The organism is Pseudomonas sp. QLc11A (genome assembly GCF_052112305.1).
Classification (GTDB): Bacteria; Pseudomonadota; Gammaproteobacteria; order Pseudomonadales; family Pseudomonadaceae; genus Aquipseudomonas; species Aquipseudomonas laurylsulfatiphila.
On sequence record NZ_JAVAJJ010000010.1, the window covers coordinates 219621 to 233286 of the forward strand.

A 13666-nucleotide genomic window follows, 5' to 3' on the forward strand; every position below is an offset into this window, starting at 1 on the left:
AACCGACATGCTCGATTCCAAACTGTTACGTAGCAACCTTCAGGACGTAGCGGACCGCCTGGCATCCCGTGGCTTCGTGCTGGATGTTGCGCGCATCGAAGCGCTGGAAGAACAGCGCAAGACCGTCCAGACCCGCACCGAAGCACTGCAGGCTGAACGTAACGCGCGCTCCAAATCCATCGGTCAGGCCAAGCAGCGTGGCGAAGACATCGCGCCGCTGATGGCGGACGTCGAGCGCATGGCGGGCGAATTGAGTGCCGGTAAAGTCGAACTGGACGCGATCCAGACCGAACTGGACTCGATCCTGCTGGGTATTCCCAACCTGCCGCACGAATCCGTGCCGGTTGGCGAAGACGAAGACGGCAACGTCGAAGTGCGCCGTTGGGGCACCCCGACTGCCTTCGATTTCCCGGTTCAGGACCACGTTGCCCTGGGTGAGACGTTCGGCTGGCTGGACTTCGAAACCGCCGCCAAGCTGTCCGGCGCGCGTTTCGCCTTGCTGCGTGGCCCGATCGCCCGTCTGCATCGCGCCCTGGCGCAGTTCATGATCAACCTGCACGTCACCGAGCACGGCTACGAAGAGGCCTACACGCCTTACCTGGTCCAGGCCCCGGCGCTGCAAGGCACCGGTCAGCTGCCGAAGTTCGAAGAAGACCTGTTCAAGATCGCCCGCGAAGGCGAGGCCGACCTGTACCTGATCCCGACCGCCGAAGTGTCGCTGACCAACATCGTCGCCGGCGAAATCGTCGATTCGAAACTGCTGCCGATCAAGTTCGTCGCCCACACGCCGTGCTTCCGCAGTGAAGCCGGCGCATCGGGTCGTGATACCCGCGGTATGATCCGTCAGCACCAGTTCGACAAGGTTGAAATGGTGCAGATCGTCGAGCCGTCGAAGTCGATGGAAGCGCTGGAAGGCCTGACCGCCAACGCCGAGAAAGTCCTGCAACTGCTGGAACTGCCTTACCGCACCCTGGCGCTGTGCACCGGCGACATGGGCTTCAGCGCGGTCAAGACCTACGACCTGGAAGTGTGGATCCCGAGCCAGGACAAGTACCGCGAAATCTCGTCGTGCTCCAACTGTGGCGACTTCCAGGCCCGCCGCATGCAGGCGCGCTTCCGCAACCCGGAAACCGGCAAGCCGGAACTGGTACACACCCTGAACGGCTCCGGCCTGGCAGTGGGTCGCACCCTGGTGGCGGTGCTGGAGAACTATCAGCAGGCCGACGGTTCGATCCGTGTGCCCGAGGTTCTCAAGCCGTACATGGGTGGTCTTGAGGTCATCGGCTAAATGAAATATCTGCCGCTGTTTCACAACCTTCGCGGCAGTCGTGTGTTGGTCGTCGGCGGGGGGGAAATTGCCTTGCGCAAATCCCGCCTGCTGGCCGATGCCGGTGCGCAGCTGCGGGTGGTTGCACCTGAAATCGAAGCGCAACTGCGCGAACTGGTTGCCGGCAGCGGTGGCGAGTGCCTGTTGCGTGGCTACGCCGAGGCGGACCTGGACGGTTGCGGGCTGATCATTGCCGCCACCGACGACGAAGCGCTCAACGCACAAGTCTCCGCCGATGCCCATCGGCGTTGCGTGCCGGTCAACGTGGTGGACGCGCCGGCCCTGTGCAGCGTGATCTTCCCGGCCATCGTCGACCGCTCGCCGCTGATCATTGCAGTGTCCAGCGGTGGCGATGCGCCGGTGCTGGCACGCTTGATCCGCGCCAAGATCGAAACCTGGATTCCTTCCACCTACGGTCAACTGGCCGGCCTGGCGGCGCGTTTTCGCCATCAGGTCAAAGGCCTGTTTCCGGATGTGCAGCAGCGTCGGGCATTCTGGGAGGATGTTTTCCAGGGTCCGGTTGCCGATCGGCAACTGGCCGGGCAGGGCGCTGAAGCCGAGCGTTTGCTCCAGGCGAAAATCGATGGCGAAGCTCCAGTGGCGACCGGTGAGGTCTATCTGGTGGGGGCGGGGCCAGGTGATCCCGATCTGCTGACGTTCAAGGCACTGCGCCTGATGCAGCAAGCCGACGTGGTGCTGTACGACCGTCTGGTGGCGCCGGCGATTCTCGAACTGTGCCGTCGCGACGCCGAGCGGGTTTACGTCGGCAAGCGCCGTTCCGATCACGCGGTACCGCAGGACCAGATCAACCAGCAATTGGTGGACCTGGCCAAACAGGGCAAGCGTGTAGTGCGACTGAAGGGCGGCGATCCGTTCATCTTCGGTCGTGGCGGTGAAGAGATCGAAGAACTGGCGGCCCATGGCATCCCGTTCCAGGTCGTGCCGGGGATCACCGCGGCCAGTGGTTGCGCGGCCTATGCCGGGATTCCGCTGACTCACCGCGATTACGCGCAGTCGGTACGCTTTGTCACCGGGCACCTGAAGGACGGCTCAACCGATTTGCCGTGGGCCGATTTGGTCGCGCCGGCGCAGACGCTGGTGTTCTACATGGGCCTGGTGGGCTTGCCGATCATCTGCGAGCAGTTGATCAAGCACGGTCGCGGCGCTGATACCCCGGCGGCGTTGATCCAGCAGGGCACCACGGTCAATCAGCGCGTCTTCACCGGAACCCTGGCCGACTTGCCACGATTGGTGGCGGAGCATGAAGTGCATGCGCCGACGCTGGTGATCGTCGGTGAAGTGGTGCAACTGCGCGAGAAACTGGCGTGGTTCGAAGGGGCTCAGGGGTAGGTCTGAAGACCGAGTTGCCCCCATTCGCGAGCAAGCCCGCTCCCACATTGGATTCGTGAACGACACAAATCCCCTGTGTGTGGGCTTGCTCGCGATGGGGCCTTCAAAAGCACCGAATTACTCAACCTCTGCGCCAAACCCCTTTCCCACTCAACCGCTCCCGATCATGGGCCACGGTAAAGTCCTGCGCCGGCCCCTTGGGCACCACACCCGTCGGGTTGATGGTGCGGTGGCTGGCATAGTAGTGGTGCTTGATGTGTTCAAAATCCACCGTCTCGGCAATCCCCGGCCACTGATAGATCTCCCGCAGCCAGTTCGACAGGTTCGGATAATCCGCAATCCGCCGCAGGTTGCACTTGAAGTGCCCGTAGTACACCGCATCGAAGCGAATCAGCGTGGTGAACAGGCGGATGTCCGCTTCGGTCAGGTATTCGCCAGCCAGATAGCGGTTGGCGCCCAGCAGCAGCTCCAGGCGGTCCAGTTCGGCAAACACCTCATCGAAGGCTTGTTCATAAGCCTGTTGCGAGGTGGCAAACCCGGCGCGGTACACGCCATTGTTCACTGCCGGATATATCCGCTCGTTCAACGCATCGATCTCACCGCGCAGCGGAGCCGGGTAGAAGTCCAGGTCGTTACCGGTCAGATCATCGAAGGCAGCGTTGAACATGCGGATGATTTCCGATGATTCATTGTTGACGATGCGCTTTTGCTGTTTGTCCCACAGCACCGGCACGGTGACCCGGCCGCTGTAGTCGGCGATATCGGCGGTGTAACGCTGGTGCATGAAGTCAAAGTGATCGAGCTTGTCGCCGGTGGAGCCCAAGGCTTTGTCGAAGGTCCAGCCGTTTTCCAGCATCAGCCAACTGACCACCGAAACGTCGATCAGGCTTTCGAGGCCTTTGAGTTTGCGCAGGATCAGGGTGCGATGGGCCCACGGACAGGCCAGGGACACGTACAGGTGATAGCGACCGGGTTCTGCGGCAAACCCGCCGACGCCGGTCGGTCCCGGCTTGCCGTCTGCGGTCAGCCAGTGGCGACGCTGCGCCTGCTCACGCTGGAACGCGCCGTCTTTGTTGCTTTCGTACCACTTGTCCTGCCAGCGGCCATCGACTAACAAACCCATGTTCAAGACTCCCGAAGCCAATAATCGTTGGAGTCGAGTCTATTCCCATGGGTTCGAACAAAAAGCGCAAAGATCGGGCGCGAATGATCGGTTAAATCGATTTGTTGCGCGTGGCCCAGTATTGTTCGGCGGTTTCAAAGGCCTGTTCGCGGCTCTGGCCGAGTCCACGCAGGGCCAGGGCCATGGTCGAGATCAGGGCCATTTGCGGGTAACTGTCGACCACGTCGCCACGCCACACCGCTTTCAAATGCTCGGGATCGAGCGAGGCGGGTTTGACGTGACGCTGCGCCGACAACTGCGGCCATTCCTCGTCCCAACTTTCGCCGTCAGTGGTGCCGTACAGATGGCTGTCGGCGTCCGGGTTGATCTCGATCTCGCCGCCATCGCCCTTGATCACGATCGCGGTATCGCCGAGCAAGCCGCTGGCATCGCGATGCACGGCCTGATAGCCGGGGTGGAAAATGCTCTGCAGGCCGCAACGCGCACCCAGCGGATTGAGAATCCGCGCCAGCGAGTGGATCGGCGAGCGCAGACCGAGGGTGTTGCGCAGGTCGATCATCCGTTGCAGCTGCGGTGCCCAGTCCACCAGCGGCATGAAGGCCAGGCCGCCGTTATCCAGCGCGGAGCCGACCTGTTGCCAGTTGCGGCACAGCGGGATGTTCAACTCACCCAGCAGTTGCTCGCTGTACAAGCGACCGGCCGTGTGGGCGCCGCCGCCATGCATGAAAATCCGCACGCCGTTTTGCGCCAGGCACTTGGCCGCCAACAGGTACCACGGCAAGTGCCGTTTCTTGCCGGCGTAGGTCGGCCAGTCCAGGTCCACCGCCAGCGCCGGAGGGTTCAGGCGTTCGCGCAAGGCTTCGGTGAACCCGGCCATTTCCTCGGCGCTTTCTTCCTTGTGCCGCAACAGCATCAGGAATGCGCCGAGCTGGGTTTGCTCGATCTTTTCATCGAGCACCATGCCCATGGCCTCGCGGGCCTCGACCCGGGTCAAGTCACGGGCGCCGCGCTTGCCTTTGCCAAGGATCCGCACGAATTGGGCGAACGGGTGCTCGGCGGGCGTTTCGAGGGTCAGTGCTGGGTAATCGGTCATAAGCAATTCGTCGGTTTGGGCAGGCCCGCCAGCTTCGCGGCGAGTTTGGCGGGGGTGCCTTTGAACAGTCGGTTCAGGTGCAGGCTGTTGCCTTTTTCCGGGCCGAGTTTCAATGCGGTGTACTTGATCAACGGGCGGGTGGCCGGTGACAACTGGAACTCGGCGTAGAAACTGCGCAGCAGTTCGAGGACTTCCCAGTGCTCGGGCGTCAACTCGATGTCTTCGGCAGCCGCCAGGGCGCTGGCCACATCGGCAGACCAGTCATTGAGTTCGACCAGGAAGCCGTCCTTGTCCAGCTCGATGGCGCGGGCGCCGACCGTCAATGCATTCATAGCCAACTGTTGACCTTGTCATAGTGAATCGACAGTTCGACGAAGGCCGGGTAATCGATGGCCCGGGCCCAGTCCGGAACCACCAGCGCACGGGCCTGGGCATCTTCGGTCAGGACGAACAGCTTCAGGCCACGGGTGCTGAGTGCCGTGAACGGTACAGTGCCTGGTTGCAACGCATAGGCGGCATCGCCGGACAGCAGCAAGCCGTCGTTGGCACCGATCACGCGCAGGCAACTGGTCAGGCGTTCGTCAGCGAACGGGGAGTGAGACAACACATGTAAAGTCGACATCAGAGGGTGATCACCTGGTCGTAACGATCAATGAGGGCGGTGATTTCGTGGGCGGCCAACACCCGGGCTTCTTCCAGCGCCAGGCCGCTCGGGTCGAGGCCGCGCCGGGCGATGCTGTCGCCACAGGCGAACAGTTCCTCGACACCGAACATCGGCAGGGCTTGCAGGTTGGCGCTCAGGTCTTTTTGTTGCAAGGCCCTGGCGTTCTGGCTGGCGGCGAGCTGGAACACGCCGTCATCGAGAAACAACAGGCCAATCGGCAGATCGAAGGCCCCGCCGGCCAGCACGATATCCAGCGCTTCCCGCGCGCCCGGGCCGGACCATGGCGACTGGCGGCTGATGATCAATGTGGATTTGGCCATGTCATGCGCCTCCGAAACAGATCAGGCGGTCGGCATCCTGAGCCGCGTCATGCAATTGGCCGAGGCCGGACAATTCCCACGGCGCACCGACGGTAACAGCCTCACGCTGATAGCGCCGGGCTTCTTCTTCATTCAAGACACCACGACGCAGGGCGGCGGCGATGCACACCACGCCGTCGAGTTGATGGTCGCTGACAAAGGCGCGCCATTGCTTGGGCAAGTCCGCTTCATCCTGGGGCGTGACCACGCTGGCGGACGCGTTGTAGACACCGTCCTGATAGAAAAACAGCCGGACGATCTCATGCCCGCCGGCCAGCGCCGCTTGGGCGAACAGCAGGGCGCGGCGCGAGGAGGGCGCGTGGGCGGCGGAAAACACGGCGATGGCGAACTTCATGACAGACTCGATCAGCGAAACTGCGGCCATGATAAAGCTTTATCGGCGGGGCGGCCAAAGTGATGTTGTCTGTACGGGCCTCTTCGCGGGCAAGCCCGCTCCCACAGTGATCTATGCCATGCCAACGATTGCGGTATGACCACAAAACCTGTGGGAGCGGGCTTGCCCGCGAAGAGGCCCGCACAGACAACACAAAACTCAACGCGGCATGTACCCCAACTGCCAGCGCCGCGGGATCTTCAACGACAATACCCCGAGCGCCGCAGCCAGCAGGCCACTGGCAAACAACGCCTTGAGCCCCAGGTGATGTTCCAGCACGGCACCGAGTACCGCGCCGGCGAACATGCCGGTCCAGGGAATCAGTTGCACGCGCCAGCCGTTACGGCGCTCGCCGAGCATATAGCGGCCCAGTCCGCGGCCGAAACGCGACAGGGCGCCGGTGACGTAAGTCAGGCCCACCGGCAGGCCGTTCACTTCTTCCACCGCGGCGTTGAGCATGCCCATTGCGATGATCGCCGCCAGCAGGGCCGGCAATTGCGCCTCATAAGGCCAGGCTGCGGCGGCGCACAGCAGGGTGGCGATGCACAACAGCAGCGGCAGGGCCCGGCGGCCACCCAGGCGGCTGACGATAATGCCCAGGGCGTTGCCGACGATGAAGGTGGCGACGAGTATCACCAGGCGCAGGGTCAAGCCAAGGTCGCCAGCGCTGATGGCGACAGCCATCCGGGTGGTGTTGCCGCTCATGAACGAGACGAAGTCGCCGCTGGCCATGAAGCCGATGGCGTCGGTCATGCCAGCGAGTACCGAGAGCATGGCCACCAGGCTCAGGCCTATGCGCCCGCGCCATTTCTGCGTGTGCAAGTGACCGGGGCTGGCGTGGGTCCTGGCGGTGTTGGGCAGCATTGGCGACGGCATCCTTGAACAGTGCTTAGGGTTTTATCCCATTCAACTCGCAATACTCAAGCCAGTCCATACCGGCCATTTCCGCGACTTCCCGGTGCACTTCCAGGCGCTGCGCTTCGTAGTCCCGGGGGGTGACGGCGGTTAACTGCAACGTCAGTTCCCAAGCGAACAACTGCTGGCGTTCTGCTTCAGCTTCAAACGCTTCGTGCAGCCGTTCCTCGCGATACTGTGCCGCCGTTTCACCCTTGGCCTGAGCCAGCAGCGGGTTGAGGTGGTCGAGTTCTTCGCGCAACTCGGGGCGTGCATCGAGAAACCTCTTGAGTGCTTGCTCATGCTGCAGTTCGGTTGCCGCCATGGTCGCTCCTTGAGAACGGATTACGAGGATTGCTTCTTGCTGGCCTTGGCTGCTGCTGCCAGGCATTCGAGGGCAAACTGTTCGGTGTAGGTCATCTGGATCGGCGTGGTTTCGCCTTTGACGGTTCTTTCGCCGTCGAGGATGTAGCGAATCCGCTTGTCGGTGACGCCGATTCGCTTGGCGATCCAGGACGGCGTCTGCCCGATCTGGCTGATCAGCTTGTCGGCATATTCAGTGCTCGGTTTGTAGAACTCGGCATTAGGTGTCATCAGATTTCCAGTCAGGGCTGCGATGGGGCGATATTGGCGCGACAGGGTGCGCGAATCGTTGTGCGCTGTCGCGGTATAAATGCAGTAAAGCAGAACGATACGGGCTGCCGGGGTGATAAAGTCCGCTTTTTCCCGATGAGTGAATGCAATGCGAATTCTGATGGTGGCGCTGGCCGTGACCTTGCTGGCCGGATGCGCCAGCTCGGCGATGAACGACGCCCGCACCAAGGCCCCGTACAAAACCCTGAACTCGGAAAAACCGGGAAAGGACGTCGCCCAGTGCGTGCAGTTTTCCTGGCAGGACGAGGCTGTGTTCGGCGTTGATGCTGCCGCCTATCTGGAGCCTGGCGAGAAGGGCGGCACGACCGTTTATACCCGTTCGGCGGAGTCCTTCGTCGACGTGACCACCGATGCCTCGGGCACGGTGTTGAGCTACTACGCACAGAAGGATGACTTCGTGGCCAAGCGCCGGTTGGCGGCGTTGGCGACTTGCCTTTGATTTGACGCTGTACCCCTGTAGGAGCGAGCTTGCTCGCGATGGTCGACAACGAAAACGCTGGGTGCCTGACACCCCGCGGTGTTCCGGTTTTTTTCGCGAGCAAGCTCGCTCCTACAGGGGGGGGCGGTATGGATCAATAGCTCAGGCGCTTCTGGAAGAAGAAGTGCTTGTGCCCCGGCGGGTAATCGGCAATGTGCCCGATCTCGCTGTAGCCGCATTTCTTGTAGAACTCCGGCGCCTGGAATTCGAAGGTTTCCAGCCACAGACCGACGCATTCCTTTTCGCGCGCAAGGTCTTCGGCCATCTGCATCAACCTGGTGCCCATGCCTTGTCCCCGGGCCTGTTCCGGCACCGCCAGCAAGTCTATGAACAACCACTGATAAAACAACCGGGCGTAAACGCCGCCGACGATTTCGTCGTTGTCGTCGCGTATCAGCAATGCGATATGTTCCGGTGGCGGGCTTGCAGACTTCGAGGCGTTGTAGGCGCGCAACGGCACGAGGATCGCCTCGCGCTCTTCGGTGCTGGGGTTGTGCTTGCGTTCGATACGCAGGTTCATGGCTATATCCTTATGGCAGTGAAGCCGCAGCCTATCCCGGTTGCTGTGATTGTTCCATCCCGGGAAAGTTGAACCGTCGCCAACGCACAGCTGTCATTCCTTAAGACGCGTCACTCCTGACGCCGCTGAAGAGGACAACGCCCCGTGAACATTTTTGAAGCCTTGCGCGAAAGCCACGAACGCCAACGGACCTATGCCAAGGCGCTGATCCATACCAGCGGCGATACGCCTGAGCGGGTCGAGGCGTACAAGCAACTCAAGTCAGAATTGCAGGCTCACGCCACGGCCGAAGAGCGGCATTTCTACATTCCGCTGATGAAGTTCGACAACGGGGTCGACCTCAGCCGTCATGGCATCGCCGAACATCACGAAATGGACGAAATGATGGAGGCGCTCGATGACACCGAAATGTCCAGCCCGGCCTGGCTGGTGACCGCGAAGAAGCTCTCGGAGAAGGTGCATCACCATCTCGAGGAAGAAGAGCAGAAGTTCTTCCAGATGGCCGGCAAGCTGCTCGACGACAAACAGAAAGAGTCGTTGGCCGGGCAATACGAGAAGGAGTACAAGGCGCAGCTTGCTTGAGGAGGCAGGTTTTCACCTAACATGTGCACTCTCTGACAAATAACAGGACGCGTTGTCATGTCGAACACAGCCGAGCGGGTCAACATCCTTGAGTCCCAGGTGTTGTCCCACGACTGGTACCTGCTGAAGAAAATCACCTTCGATTACCAACGCAACAACGGCGAGTGGCAACGCCAGACGCGAGAGGTCTACGACCGTGGCAACGGCGCGGCGATTCTCTTGTACAACCGCGAAAAGAAAACCGTGGTACTGACCCGGCAATTTCGCCTGCCGGTGTTCGTCAACGGTCACGACGGGCTGTTGATCGAAGTGGCGGCGGGGTTGCTGGAAGGCGCGGCGCCTGAAGACCGCATCCGTGATGAAGCGGAGGAGGAGACGGGTTACCGCGTGCACCATGTGCAGAAGGTGTTCGAGGCGTACATGAGCCCCGGTTCGGTGACGGAAAAACTTCACTTCTTCATTGCCGAGTACGACGCCAGGTCGAAAGTCAGCGACGGTGGCGGGCTGGAGGCGGAAACCGAAGAACTGGAAGTGCTGGAGTGGGCGTTCGACGATGCGCTCGAAGCGTTCTACCGTGGCGAGATCTGCGACGCCAAGACCATCATGCTGTTGCAGTATGCGGCGATGAAAAACCTTTTCACGGGTTGATCCATACCGTTTGTGTGGCGAGCGAGCTTGCTCGCGCTGGGTTGCGTAGCAGCCCCAAAACTCTTGAACTGTCGAAGATTTTGCCAGCGCTGCGCACTGGAGCGGGGGCAAGCCCCCTCGCCACAAAGATGGTGTGTTCCGTTAAAACAAATCATCCATCCTGCTCGCGCCTGACCACTCGCAACCTTCAAGTTTGAGCAACAGCTCCTTCGCTTCCAGCCCACCGGCAAACCCGGTGAGCTTGCCCGACGCACCAATCACCCGATGACACGGCGCCACGATCGAAATCGGGTTCTTGCCATTCGCCGCACCCACCGCCCTGACCGCCGCCGGGTTGCCGATCTGTTCGGCGATCTGGCTGTAGCTGCGGGTCTCGCCGAACGGGATGGTCAGCAGCGCCGCCCAGACCTTTTTCTGAAATTGCGTGCCGGCAAAGTCCAGTTCCAGCTCGAAGCGATCGCGGGTGCCGGAAAAATATTCGCGCAGCTGCGTGGCGGTGCGCATCAGGATCGGATTGTCCGGCGCCTCGCTCATCGGGCCGAGGCGCACCCGCCCGGGTTTGTCGTTTTCCCAGAGGATGGCTGCCAGTCGCGAACCGTTCGCCACCAGCTTCAACTGGCCGACCGGGGAATCCACGGTGATGCAGGTATAGGTCATGCCAGGGCTCGCGGGAAATTGCTGAACAAGCGTTAAGGATACTGTGTCGACGAGGAGGCGCAATACGTAATCCCGACCATACTTGCTCACGGCTTTTGAAGCGTTCCCCAGGTTAATAACAAGAAGAGACCGACTCATGAAGTACGAACCTTTTGCCAAATCGCTGATTGCGACCTCATTGGCTCTCAGCTGCCTGACTGCTCACGCTGCCTCCGTGGCCCCGGCGACGGGGGAAAACGGCATGGTGGTCACCGCCCAGCACCTGGCCAGCCATGTGGGCGTGGATGTGCTCAAGAACGGCGGCAACGCCGTCGATGCAGCGGTCGCGGTCGGCTATGCGCTGGCGGTGGTGTACCCCGCGGCAGGCAACCTCGGCGGCGGTGGTTTCATGACCATTCAGTTGGCGGATGGGCGCAAGACCTTCCTAGACTTCCGTGAAAAAGCGCCGCTGGCCGCCACCGCCAACATGTACCTGGACAAGGACGGCAACGTCGTTCCCGATCTGAGTACCCGTGGCCACCTGGCCGTGGGTGTACCGGGCACCGTTTCGGGCATGGAACTGGCGTTGTCCAAGTACGGCACCAAGCCGCGCAAGGAAATCATCGCCCCGGCCATCAAGCTGGCCGAAGACGGTTTCGTACTGGAGCAAGGCGACGTCGATCTGCTGGACTACGCCACCGACATGTTCAAGAAGGACATCAAGGATTCCGGCTCGATCTTCCTCAGCAACGGCGAGCCGATGCAGGTCGGCCAGAAGCTGGTGCAAAAGGACCTGAGCAAAACCCTGCGGGAAATCTCCGAGAAAGGCGCCGACGGTTTCTATAAGGGCTGGGTGGCCGACGCCATCGTCACCTCCAGCCAGGCCAACAAGGGCATCATCACCCAGGCCGACCTCGACAAATACAAGACCCGCGAACTGGCGCCCATCGAGTGCGACTACCGTGGCTACCACGTGGTCTCGGCACCGCCACCGAGCTCCGGCGGCGTGGTGATCTGCGAGATCATGAACATCCTCGAAGGCTATCCGATGAAGGATCTGGGCTATCACTCGGCCCAGGGCATGCACTATCAGATCGAAGCCATGCGCCACGCCTATGTGGACCGCAACAGCTACCTGGGCGATCCGGATTTCGTGAAGAACCCGATTGCCCACCTGCTGGATAAAAACTATGCGACCAAGCTGCGCGAAGCGATCAAACCACAAAAAGCTGCGGTATCGAGTGAGCTCAAGCCCGGCGTAGCGCCCCATGAAGGCAACAACACCACGCATTACTCCATCGTCGACAAATGGGGCAACGCGGTGTCGGTGACCTACACCCTCAACGACTGGTTCGGCGCGGGCGTGATGGCGAGCAAGACCGGGGTCATCCTCAACGATGAAATGGACGACTTCACCTCGAAAATCGGCGTGCCGAACATGTACGGCCTGGTGCAGGGCGAGGCCAACGCCATCGCACCCGGCAAGGCGCCGCTGTCGTCCATGAGCCCGACCATCGTCACCAAGGACGGCAAAGTGGTGATGGTGGTCGGCACTCCGGGTGGCAGCCGCATCATCACCGCGACCTTGCTGACCATGCTCAACGTGATCGACTACGGCATGAACATCCAGGAAGCGGTGGATGCACCGCGTTTCCACCAGCAGTGGCTGCCGGAGGAGACCAACCTGGAAGCCTTCACCACCAGCCCGGACACAGTGAAGATCCTCGAAAGCTGGGGGCACAAGTTTGCCGGTCCACAGGACGCCAACCACCTGGCGGCGATCCTGGTCGGCGCGCCGTCCCTGGGTGGCAAGCCAGTGGGCAAGAACCGTTTCTACGGGGCGAACGACCCACGGCGTAACACCGGGTTGTCGCTGGGTTACTGAGGGTTGTGTCCGGAGGGGGACGGGCATATGTTCGTCCCCTGAACCATCGACCGTTCAAGGAAGGAAATCATGACCACTGCGTTGTTAATCATCGACGTCCAGCAGGCTTTGTGTTCCGGTGAGTACGAGTGCTTCGAGATTGGACGAGTCATCGATACGATCAACGATCTCTCGGCCCGGGCCCGCAAGGCCGAAATTCCCGTGGTGCTGATCCAGCACGAGGAAGCGGGCAGCCCGCTGGCGCATGATGTTCCCGGCTGGCAACTGGCCGCAGGGCTGCAAACCTCGCCCACGGATCATCGCGTGCGCAAGACCACCCCGGATTCGTTCTACAAGACCCACCTGCAAAAACTGTTGCCGGTGCAAGACTTCGAACGCCTGGTCATCTGTGGTTTGCAAACCGATTACTGCATCAATACCACCGTGCGCCAGGCCCTGACACTGGGCTACGACGTGGTGCTGGCGGGCGACGCACATTCCACCGTCGACAACGGCAACCAGACCGCCGAAGACATCATCGCCGAACACAACAAGGACCTTGCAAAGCTGACCGGTTCCGTGGCGCGGATCGATGTGGTCCCGGCCAAGGACATCCATTTCTGAAACCACCGCATCCCCCTGTGGGAGCGGGCTTGCCCGCGATGAGGCCAGCACATTCAACATAGATGCTGGCTGACCCACCGCCTTCGCGAGCAGGCTCGCTCCCACAGTAATCCCGGTTGCCCGCAGATGATGCGTACACCCACTAACCCTGTGGGAGCGGGCTGCCCGCGATGAGGCCGGCACATTCAACATTGATGCTGGCTGACCCACCGCCTTCGCGAGCAGGCTCCCACAGTAATCCCGGTTGCTCGCAGATGTTGCGTACACCCACTAACCCTGTGGGAGCGAGCCTGCTCGCGAAGGCGCCATTACAGCCAGCGTTGATGTCAGCTGACCCACCGCCTTCGCGAGCAGGCTCCCACAGTAATCCCGGTTGCTCGCAGATGTTGCGTACACCCACTAACCCTGTGGGAGCGAGCCTGCTCGCGAAGGCGCCATTACAGCCAGCGTTGATGT

Annotated in this window: 18 protein-coding genes; 7 read left to right on the plus strand and 11 right to left on the minus strand. The window is 61.4% G+C overall.

Features of this window, described 5'->3' with window-relative positions; genetic code table 11:
- The first annotated feature begins 7 nt into the window (after positions 1-7).
- Together serS and cysG are read left to right on the plus strand one after the other, a co-directional pair.
- Positions 8-1288, plus strand: a complete 1281-nt coding sequence (gene serS, locus Q8X48_RS16655; protein WP_407801183.1) for a serine--tRNA ligase — start codon at positions 8-10, stop codon at positions 1286-1288.
- Entirely contained in the window at positions 1289-2677 is a 1389-nt protein-coding gene (gene cysG, locus Q8X48_RS16660; protein WP_407801184.1) for a siroheme synthase CysG, read from the plus strand.
- Positions 2678-2798: 121 nt separating this feature from the next.
- Here cysG and Q8X48_RS16665 read toward each other — a convergent pair whose 3' ends face one another.
- From Q8X48_RS16665 to Q8X48_RS16705, 9 genes are all read right to left on the minus strand, one after another.
- Positions 2799-3800 (minus strand): glutathione S-transferase family protein, encoded by a 1002-nt coding sequence (locus Q8X48_RS16665; RefSeq protein ID WP_407801185.1) that lies wholly within the window; start codon positions 3798-3800, stop codon positions 2799-2801.
- Positions 3801-3891: 91 nt separating this feature from the next.
- A complete protein-coding gene (locus tag Q8X48_RS16670) occupies positions 3892-4893 on the minus strand; it encodes a glycosyl transferase family protein (RefSeq protein WP_407801186.1) in 1002 nt (333 codons plus the stop codon).
- The gene (locus Q8X48_RS16675) at positions 4890-5225 is read right to left on the minus strand and encodes a TusE/DsrC/DsvC family sulfur relay protein (RefSeq protein ID WP_015094405.1); all 336 of its coding nucleotides are present in this window, start codon (positions 5223-5225) and stop codon (positions 4890-4892) included. The genes Q8X48_RS16670 and Q8X48_RS16675 overlap by 4 nt, the downstream gene beginning before the upstream one ends.
- A complete protein-coding gene (tusB, locus tag Q8X48_RS16680) occupies positions 5222-5515 on the minus strand; it encodes a sulfurtransferase complex subunit TusB (RefSeq protein WP_015094406.1) in 294 nt (97 codons plus the stop codon). Before tusB ends, Q8X48_RS16675 begins: the two co-directional genes overlap by 4 nt.
- Positions 5515-5877, minus strand: coding sequence for a sulfurtransferase complex subunit TusC (gene tusC, locus Q8X48_RS16685; protein ID WP_407801187.1), 363 nt, complete (start codon positions 5875-5877; stop codon positions 5515-5517). Before tusC ends, tusB begins: the two co-directional genes overlap by 1 nt.
- 1 nt (position 5878) lies before the next feature.
- Positions 5879-6271: a sulfurtransferase complex subunit TusD gene (tusD, locus tag Q8X48_RS16690; protein ID WP_407801188.1), complete on the minus strand. Its 393-nt coding sequence runs from the start codon at positions 6269-6271 to the stop codon at positions 5879-5881.
- Positions 6272-6469: 198 nt separating this feature from the next.
- On the minus strand, positions 6470-7174 hold the full coding sequence (locus Q8X48_RS16695; protein WP_407801189.1) for a YoaK family protein: 705 nt from the start codon (positions 7172-7174) through the stop codon (positions 6470-6472).
- A 25-nt stretch (positions 7175-7199) separates the two neighbouring features.
- A complete protein-coding gene (locus Q8X48_RS16700) occupies positions 7200-7529 on the minus strand; it encodes a DUF6388 family protein (RefSeq protein WP_407801190.1) in 330 nt (109 codons plus the stop codon).
- 20 nt (positions 7530-7549) lie between these two features.
- Entirely contained in the window at positions 7550-7798 is a 249-nt protein-coding gene (locus Q8X48_RS16705; RefSeq protein WP_008015571.1) for a hypothetical protein, read from the minus strand.
- A 148-nt stretch (positions 7799-7946) separates the two neighbouring features.
- On the opposite strand from Q8X48_RS16705, the gene Q8X48_RS16710 reads away from it, so the two are divergent.
- Complete coding sequence (locus tag Q8X48_RS16710) at positions 7947-8297, plus strand: hypothetical protein (protein WP_015094411.1); 351 nt, start codon at positions 7947-7949, stop codon at positions 8295-8297.
- A 133-nt stretch (positions 8298-8430) separates the two neighbouring features.
- On the opposite strand, the gene Q8X48_RS16715 is transcribed toward Q8X48_RS16710, so the two are convergent.
- Entirely contained in the window at positions 8431-8856 is a 426-nt protein-coding gene (locus Q8X48_RS16715) for a GNAT family N-acetyltransferase (protein ID WP_102673988.1), read from the minus strand.
- A 144-nt stretch (positions 8857-9000) separates the two neighbouring features.
- Between Q8X48_RS16715 and Q8X48_RS16720 the strand changes: the two genes are divergently transcribed.
- Positions 9001-9438 carry a hemerythrin domain-containing protein gene (locus Q8X48_RS16720; RefSeq protein ID WP_015094413.1) on the plus strand — a complete coding sequence of 146 codons (438 nt, stop codon included), beginning with the start codon at positions 9001-9003 and terminating at the stop codon, positions 9436-9438.
- 57 nt (positions 9439-9495) lie between these two features.
- Complete coding sequence (locus Q8X48_RS16725) at positions 9496-10086, plus strand: NUDIX domain-containing protein (protein ID WP_126046365.1); 591 nt, start codon at positions 9496-9498, stop codon at positions 10084-10086.
- A 141-nt stretch (positions 10087-10227) separates the two neighbouring features.
- Here the strand turns inward: Q8X48_RS16725 and Q8X48_RS16730 are convergent, their stop codons facing one another.
- Complete coding sequence (locus Q8X48_RS16730; RefSeq protein ID WP_407801191.1) at positions 10228-10743, minus strand: methylated-DNA--[protein]-cysteine S-methyltransferase; 516 nt, start codon at positions 10741-10743, stop codon at positions 10228-10230.
- 136 nt (positions 10744-10879) lie between these two features.
- Between Q8X48_RS16730 and ggt the strand changes: the two genes are divergently transcribed.
- Together ggt and Q8X48_RS16740 are read left to right on the plus strand one after the other, a co-directional pair.
- Positions 10880-12607, plus strand: coding sequence for a gamma-glutamyltransferase (gene ggt / locus Q8X48_RS16735; RefSeq protein WP_102699181.1), 1728 nt, complete (start codon positions 10880-10882; stop codon positions 12605-12607).
- 69 nt (positions 12608-12676) lie between these two features.
- On the plus strand, positions 12677-13210 hold the full coding sequence (locus tag Q8X48_RS16740; RefSeq protein WP_407801192.1) for a cysteine hydrolase family protein: 534 nt from the start codon (positions 12677-12679) through the stop codon (positions 13208-13210).
- The last annotated feature ends 456 nt before the right edge of the window (positions 13211-13666 follow it).

Coding starts and splice junctions, on each gene's coding strand:
- serS (WP_407801183.1), top strand. CDS start 8: ATGCTCGATTCCAAACTGTTACGTAGCAACCTTCAGGACGTAGCGGAC.
- cysG (WP_407801184.1), top strand. CDS start 1,289: ATGAAATATCTGCCGCTGTTTCACAACCTTCGCGGCAGTCGTGTGTTG.
- Q8X48_RS16665 (WP_407801185.1), bottom strand. CDS start 3,800: ATGGGTTTGTTAGTCGATGGCCGCTGGCAGGACAAGTGGTACGAAAGC.
- Q8X48_RS16670 (WP_407801186.1), bottom strand. CDS start 4,893: ATGACCGATTACCCAGCACTGACCCTCGAAACGCCCGCCGAGCACCCG.
- Q8X48_RS16675 (WP_015094405.1), bottom strand. CDS start 5,225: ATGAATGCATTGACGGTCGGCGCCCGCGCCATCGAGCTGGACAAGGAC.
- tusB (WP_015094406.1), bottom strand. CDS start 5,515: ATGTCGACTTTACATGTGTTGTCTCACTCCCCGTTCGCTGACGAACGC.
- tusC (WP_407801187.1), bottom strand. CDS start 5,877: ATGGCCAAATCCACATTGATCATCAGCCGCCAGTCGCCATGGTCCGGC.
- tusD (WP_407801188.1), bottom strand. CDS start 6,271: ATGAAGTTCGCCATCGCCGTGTTTTCCGCCGCCCACGCGCCCTCCTCG.
- Q8X48_RS16695 (WP_407801189.1), bottom strand. CDS start 7,174: ATGCTGCCCAACACCGCCAGGACCCACGCCAGCCCCGGTCACTTGCAC.
- Q8X48_RS16700 (WP_407801190.1), bottom strand. CDS start 7,529: ATGGCGGCAACCGAACTGCAGCATGAGCAAGCACTCAAGAGGTTTCTC.
- Q8X48_RS16705 (WP_008015571.1), bottom strand. CDS start 7,798: ATGACACCTAATGCCGAGTTCTACAAACCGAGCACTGAATATGCCGAC.
- Q8X48_RS16710 (WP_015094411.1), top strand. CDS start 7,947: ATGCGAATTCTGATGGTGGCGCTGGCCGTGACCTTGCTGGCCGGATGC.
- Q8X48_RS16715 (WP_102673988.1), bottom strand. CDS start 8,856: ATGAACCTGCGTATCGAACGCAAGCACAACCCCAGCACCGAAGAGCGC.
- Q8X48_RS16725 (WP_126046365.1), top strand. CDS start 9,496: ATGTCGAACACAGCCGAGCGGGTCAACATCCTTGAGTCCCAGGTGTTG.
- Q8X48_RS16730 (WP_407801191.1), bottom strand. CDS start 10,743: ATGACCTATACCTGCATCACCGTGGATTCCCCGGTCGGCCAGTTGAAG.
- ggt (WP_102699181.1), top strand. CDS start 10,880: ATGAAGTACGAACCTTTTGCCAAATCGCTGATTGCGACCTCATTGGCT.
- Q8X48_RS16740 (WP_407801192.1), top strand. CDS start 12,677: ATGACCACTGCGTTGTTAATCATCGACGTCCAGCAGGCTTTGTGTTCC.